This window comes from Actinotalea ferrariae CF5-4, from assembly GCF_000603945.1.
GTDB classification, from domain to species: Bacteria; Actinomycetota; Actinomycetes; order Actinomycetales; family Cellulomonadaceae; genus Actinotalea; species Actinotalea ferrariae.
The window spans coordinates 1-6,341 of sequence record NZ_AXCW01000239.1 but is presented as its reverse complement, the minus strand read 5'-3'; the positions used below and the strand labels follow the sequence as shown (position 1 = coordinate 6,341).

The window sequence follows — 6,341 nt, the reverse complement described above, 5'->3', positions numbered from 1 at the left end:
CCAGGATCCGGGGACAGGCCCCCATCGACACCTCCCCGCTTGCATACCTCGGACACGGCCACCGGGTGCCGTGGTCGCCAGCCTACGGGCACTCCGGTCAAGAGTTGAGGCGGGCAGGGCCGCCCTACCCGACTTCCTACCTTGAGCGTCCGACGTCGCCCCAGAGCAGTTCGCCCATCCGTCGATTCGCCTCCTCGACTAGTTCCGGCACGACGTGCTGGTAGCGCGTCGTCATCGCCGGCGACGTCCAGCCGAACATGCTCATGACCACGCGCTGGTCGACGCCTTGGACTAGCAGCAGCGTCGCTGCCGTGTGCCGGGCGTCGTGCAGGCGTGCTGGCCGGATGCCGAGCCCTTCGAGGAACGCCGTCCAGTGCAGTGAGTGGTCTCGTGGCGCGACCGGCCGACCGGTGACTGTCGTGAACACGAGGCCGGAGTCTCGCCACAGCGTCCCCGCGCGGATGCGTGCCTCGCGCTGACCGTGACGATGCTGACGGAGGGCGACGAGCAGCGGCTCCGGCAACGGCAGCGTCCGGCGCGACTGCTTCGTCTTCAGCTCGGCGAGCACCAGTCCGCCGTCCTTGCGTTTCAGGCAGCGTGACGGCCGTTGGTAGCAGCGGTCCGGGTCGGCGCAGCCGTGTCGCCAGTTCCGACGCTCGAGCTGGCGCCGCACGTGGAGCCGACCTGCGTCGAGGTCAACGTCGGCCCACGACAGCCCGAGCACCTCGCCCCGCCGCAAGCCCAGCGAGATCGCGAGCATGAACGCGACACCGTTCGGCTCGCCCTCGGCCGCGGCGAGGATCCGGCGGGCTTCGTCGACGGTCAGGGGTTCGATCTCGGGCGGGTCGTACCGGGGCGTGTGCGCCAGCGCGACGGGATTGCGCGGGAGGCGCCGTCGTCGAACGGCGTCGTTGAGGGCCTTGTTGAGCGTCCGGCGCACGTGGTGGACGGTGCCGGCGTTCAGGCCGTTGGCGAGCAGGACGGCGTAGAGGTGCTCCACGTGCTCGGGCTGGAGCGCATCGAGCCGGTGCTTGCCGATGGTGGGGTTGATGTGGCGGTGGACGTCGACCGCGTAGCCGGACAGGGTGCTCGGTCGGACCCGCAGCTCGGTGGCGGCCAGCCACTCGGTCAGCCATGTCTCGAGCCGCGGTGACCGGCCCGCCGGGCGCGCGGAGTGCTCGGTCCGCTCCCGCTCGAGCGCCCGGACCTTGCGAACCACCGCGGCCCGGGACGCGCCGGACCGCTTGCGGCGGTCGGACGAGCCGTCGGGCCGGATGCCCATCGTGACGAAGCCGTACCAGCGCCCGTCCGTGCCCTGGAAGATCGACGAGCGCTGGTTCCCGGCCCGGGTGCCCATCCGGTCACGGCTCCTGTGCGCGCTGCTCGCGGCGGCACCGCTCGACGAACTCGGTCAGGCAGTCGGCCGGCACACGCCGGAGCTTGCCGATGTGCACGGTCTCGATCGCGCCGCTGTGGATCAGTTCGTACATCGTGGTGCGACCGATGGACAGGCACTGGGCCGCCTCGGTGACGCTGAGCATGACGCGCGGGGTCGGGATGATCTCGATCTCGCTCATGGTGGTTCTCCTCCTGGGTTGGTTGGGCGAGGTAATTCAGAGGCTCAGGTCCGGTCCATCGAGTGACGGCGGTGGAGCGGAGTTCAAGCGATACGGCGAAAGCTGGGGAGCGGGGCGGCCCCACGGCGGCTGTGGGTGGCCGGGAGGGATGACGGCACGGGCTGCTCCCGCGGTAGCTCTCCGAGGTCCCCGGGGCAGTCCGGCCCGGCATGGCTCGTCGCGAGAACTCACTCGAGCACTTCCCGGGACGACGTCGGCACCTGGCCCGGCAGGCAGCCGGGCGTCGCCGATGCACGTGCCGATGACGCGCTGCCGGAAGAACTGCAGCGATGACGCGAGTGCCGCGCGGTGCGCGTCGTGGACCATGACGCGGGTCGCGTCATCGCCCAGCGCCCACAGCACGGAGGCGGACTTCGGGGCGGTCACGGTCAGGTCGTAGCCGACGACGGCGCGCCGCCTCCCGTCATCGCTACGGCTATAGCCGCGGCCCAACGCGTCATCGGTGAGCGGGTCGCGGCCGTCGCGGAAGAGCGCCGTAATCGCCCGATGGCTGACGACGTCGTCCGGGTGCAGCCTGCGGGTGGCGTCGCCGAGGCTGGCGACGTGCCGGGTCAGGTAGGCGTATTCGTCCCCGGCCGTCAGCTTGTGCATCGTGATCAACTGCGTCACCTCCCCGCCGGACGTATCCGAATACCGCCTCCTGCGAGCTCCCTTGCCAACAGGTGTGCGGATGGAAGGGAGAAGATGTTTGGCCGGCGTACGGGGGCGTCTGCAGGCGGGTAGGCGGGCCCGCGCGCAACCGCACGGGTGAGCGGGCTACTGCAGGACTCCGAGGCACCCTCGGGCGGGTCCGCCGCGTCGTCAGCGGTGCCGCACACCGCCACGGGCAGGCCCGATGACGGGGGCCACCGCGGCCGTCATCAGCACGAGGTGCAAGATGAGTCGCGAATCCTTTCAGAAGACACGACATGCGCCTCCGGCCCATAAGGCACTACCGTCGCAAGGACGCCCGCTAACCTGAACGCGACCAAGGAGGGCGTCCGATCACCGATGGCGACATCGCTGCGAAAATGGCAAGAAGACGCCCTGGCCAAGTGGCTCACGAAGCGTCGCGGTGTAGCGAGCGTGGTGACGGGGGCCGGGAAGACGCGGTTCGCACTGGCCTGCGTTGAGGCTCTCCGAGCGGTCGAACCGGGCCTGCGTGTCCTAATCGTCGTCCCGACGCTGGCCCTTGTTGATCAGTGGCTTACGGTGATGGAGACGGACCGCCTCGCGGTCAGCGGCGACGTGGCCGTTCATCGCGGCGGCGCCTTCCCTACAGGCGATGCAACGTTCCATGTGGCGACTGTGAATGCAGCGCGGACCGCCACGAGGAAGCTCACGGCTTCCGGTCGCTGGATGCTGGTCGCCGACGAGTGCCACCGCTACGCCTCGCCGTCGAACCGAGCGGCGATAGACGCAGACTGGTCAGCAAGCCTTGGACTCTCCGCAACGGCCAGTCGGGAGTACGACCAGTGGTTCGAGGAGTTCGTCGAGCCGTCGATCGGGCCGATCTTCTACGAGTACAGCTACGCAGACGCGGCCGCGGACGGCATCCTCGCGCCGTTCCACCTCACCAACTACTCCATCCCGCTGACGCCGAGCGAGGAGGATCGGTACACGCGGCTCACCCAGCGCGTCGCGCTACTCAGTACTGACGAGGCCGCGAACAGCGAGGCGCTCAAGCGTGCCCTGCTGGCCCGGGCGCGACTCGCCCAGGAGGCTCGCGCCAGAATCCCTGCCGCTGTCGCGATCATGTCGGGGCACCGGGGCGAGCGTTCGTTGGTCTTTCACGAGAAGATCGGGGCGGCCGAGGAGATCGCGCGGCGTCTCGGCAAGGAGGGCCATCGTGTGGTGGTTTACCACTCGAGGATGAACCCGGCACAGTCGCTGAAGAGCCTCCTCTTGTTCCGTACGGGACAGGCAGATGTTCTCGTCTCCTGCCGGGCGCTCGACGAGGGTATCGACGTCCCGGACGCCACCTTCGGACTCGTGTGCGCCTCCTCTGCGAGCACTCGTCAGCGCATCCAGCGCCTCGGTCGCCTCCTGCGGCCGAGCCCCGGGAAAGAATCCGCCGAAGTCGCGACCATCTTCGCCACCCAGACAGAAAGGGACCGCCTCGTAAACGAGGAGGCGCAATTGGAGGGCTTGGCCGAAGCGAGTTGGTTTGAGGTGCAGTTCAGTTGACGACCTTCGCAACAGAGACCGAGGCGTACTCGCCGATCCGCCTCCGAGAGGGCGAGTTTGAGAAGCTCGTGCCGCGTTTCGTTGAGCGACTGTCGGACCGCTGGATCTGGGCCGATTGGAAGCCGCTCCTAGATGGTCCGGCCGGCCGAGTGAGGCCGGACGTTGCACTCGTCGCGAAGGACTGCTCTCGGTGGTGTGTCGTCGAGGTTGAACTAGCCAGCCACCCTGAATCCCATTTCCGCGACCAGTTCGAGGCGCTGGAGGCCGCGTATTACGGCACGCATCTCCTCCCGGGTCTCGCCGCCGCGTTCCCGTCCTTAGTCGAGGGAGACATCGAGCGGCTGCTGCGCGAGGTGCCACCAACCCTGCTCTGCATCGCGGACGACCTGAGCGAGGCGCTCCGTGTCGCATGCCGGGACTTCGGCTTCGAACTAGCGGTAGGCACGCCGTATAGGTCGACCAGCGGCTCGTACGCGATCGAGTGGCGGCGACTCCCTTCCGCTCTGGCGAATGTACAACCGACGTCCGGGGTCGAATACTTGCTGCGCCTAGCGCCTGAACGGTTCGGCGGACGGCAGCGGGCGACCCTGCCCCGCGAGTTTCCGAACATCAAACACTTCACACTGCGGGTGGCCGAGACGATGCACCCGATGCGCGTTTTTGATCTGAGCGCCTCGCGCGCAACCTACCTCCCCACGGGCACCGTCCAGGCTCAGGGACGGCCACTGCTCGTCCGACCGATCGACCCCATCAACGGGCTATACGAACTGCTGAATGGAGAAGTGCTCGGATGACTGGTTCTGCAACACCGACGGTCGACATCCGTCCCGACAGTGACATCTATGAGACCTACCGGCGCTTGTCGTACCGACCCTGGTACGCCATCGCTGAGTTCGTGGACAACTCGACACAGAACTTCGCGGTCCAGCGCGGCGCAATCGAAGAGGCGACGGGACAGCCTGCGAGCTTGAGCATCGACCTGTTCTACGACCGCGACGCGGGCACGCTCTCCGTGGTGGACAACGCGATGGGCATGAACCTGGAGGAGTTCAGCCGCGCACTACAGCTTGCGAAGCCTCCGGCGAACACCAGCGGCCGGTCGGAATTTGGCATGGGCCTCAAGACAGCCGCCTGCTGGCTCGGCCCCCGATGGCGCCTCACCAGCAAGCGGGCCGGCGAGACCGTGGAGTACTCGGCGGTCGTGGACGTGGCGAAACTGAAGGCCGACAAGCCGACGTCTCTGGCGATTGAGACGGTCGAGGGGCGGGATCCGGCCGGCCACTACACCCGGGTGGAGGTCGAAGGACTGCTCGAGTATGACCGAGTGTTTGTCGGTCGCACGCTCGGCAAGGTTAAGAGTGAGATTGCCTCAATCTACCGGCGCGACCTGCTCGGAGGCCAGGTCACCATCACGTTCAACGGAGAGCGGCTCGAATGGACGGAGCCGGACCTGCTCACCGAGCAGGTAGACGGCGAGACCATTGTGTGGCGACGAGAGATTGACATCACCATCAACGATAAGCCCGTGGGCGGGTGGATCGGGCTGCTCGCACGAGGCAAGGCGGCCGACGCGGGCTTTCATCTATTCCGGCGCGACCGACTGATTCAAGGCGGCCCGCCAAACGGTTGGAAGCCATGGGAGATCTTCGGCTCTCCCAACTCTTTCCAGTCTCAGCGGCTCGTCGGCGAACTCAATTTCGACTTGTGGCGCGTGAGCCACACCAAGGACGCCATCGATTGGTCCGGCGCCGACGAGCACGAGTTGCTCGAAGCCCTGAAAGACGTCTGTTCCGACTACATCAGTAAGGCGCGTGAGTCCCGCAGGACGGAGGCGAAACCCACGCTAAGCCGAGCGGCCGCCGAGTCCGTGGTCGAGCAGACTCGCGAAGAGTTGGAGGAGAACGACGAGCTCGGCGCTGAGATCACCATCGTCGAGGAGGGAGTCGTTCCCGCTGAGGATGAGGCTGAGGGGGAGCTCGTCAGTGACCTCCTTGATGGGCTAGGCAGCGACCTCATTCCCATCACCTTCGGAAACACAAGCTTCCCAACGATGGCTCTGGGCCTCGTTGACGACAGCCACCCGAGCGAGGCGCTGGTACATGTCGGCTTCCCGGCCGACGACAAGGTCGCGCTTGTGATGAACTTGCGACACCCCTTCGTGACCGAGTTCGTGGGCGACAACGAAGGCGCGCTGAAGGTGCTCGCCTATACACTTTACGTCGACGCACTCGTTGAGCGTTTGTCACGGAAGAATGCAGCGCTAACCCCCGCGCAGTTGCGAAAGGTCAAGGACGGATTCTTGCGGACCCTGAAGCCCCTCGCGTAAGGCCAAAGGCAGGCGGTCAACTCGGCGCCGTGTGCCCAAGTGCTGCCGCGACCAGCGTCGCCGCAGCGCATGGGTGCACGTGCTCCCAGATCCGCAGCACCGTCCAGCCCAGCTGCTCGAGGTGGTTCCGAGTGTCGCGGTCACGTTCGATGTTCGCCTGGAGTTTCACCCTCCACCACCGACTGTTCGAGGTCGGCTTCGTGCCGTGCTCG

General features: G+C 66.9%; 6 protein-coding genes and 1 pseudogene. 3 read left to right on the top strand and 4 right to left on the bottom strand.

Annotated features, from left to right (window positions below):
* Nucleotides 1-136: 136 nt before the first annotated feature.
* From N866_RS15350 to N866_RS15340, 3 genes are read right to left on the bottom strand one after another with little or no spacing between them, the layout of a single operon-like run.
* On the bottom strand, nt 137-1,357 hold the full coding sequence (locus N866_RS15350) for a tyrosine-type recombinase/integrase (RefSeq protein WP_034227956.1): 1,221 nt from the start codon (nt 1,355-1,357) through the stop codon (nt 137-139).
* 4 nt (nt 1,358-1,361) lie between these two features.
* Nucleotides 1,362-1,577, bottom strand: a complete 216-nt coding sequence (locus N866_RS15345) for a helix-turn-helix domain-containing protein (RefSeq protein WP_034227954.1) — start codon at nt 1,575-1,577, stop codon at nt 1,362-1,364.
* A 36-nt stretch (nt 1,578-1,613) separates the two neighbouring features.
* A complete protein-coding gene (locus tag N866_RS15340) occupies nt 1,614-2,246 on the bottom strand; it encodes a relaxase domain-containing protein (RefSeq protein WP_034227952.1) in 633 nt (210 codons plus the stop codon).
* Nucleotides 2,247-2,627: 381 nt separating this feature from the next.
* Here N866_RS15340 and N866_RS15335 point away from each other — a divergent pair, with 381 nt between their 5' ends.
* The 3 genes from N866_RS15335 to N866_RS20065 are packed head-to-tail and all read left to right on the top strand — an operon-like array spanning nt 2,628 to nt 6,129.
* Entirely contained in the window at nt 2,628-3,803 is a 1,176-nt protein-coding gene (locus tag N866_RS15335; RefSeq protein WP_081802701.1) for a DEAD/DEAH box helicase, read from the top strand.
* Nucleotides 3,800-4,597, top strand: a complete 798-nt coding sequence (locus N866_RS15330; RefSeq protein WP_034227949.1) for a hypothetical protein — start codon at nt 3,800-3,802, stop codon at nt 4,595-4,597. The genes N866_RS15335 and N866_RS15330 overlap by 4 nt, the downstream gene beginning before the upstream one ends.
* Complete coding sequence (locus N866_RS20065) at nt 4,594-6,129, top strand: ATP-binding protein (RefSeq protein WP_052023129.1); 1,536 nt, start codon at nt 4,594-4,596, stop codon at nt 6,127-6,129. Before N866_RS15330 ends, N866_RS20065 begins: the two co-directional genes overlap by 4 nt.
* Before the next feature lie 16 nt (nt 6,130-6,145).
* Here N866_RS20065 and N866_RS22165 read toward each other — a convergent pair.
* Nucleotides 6,146-6,341: pseudogene (locus N866_RS22165) on the bottom strand (very short patch repair endonuclease); the annotation flags it as partial.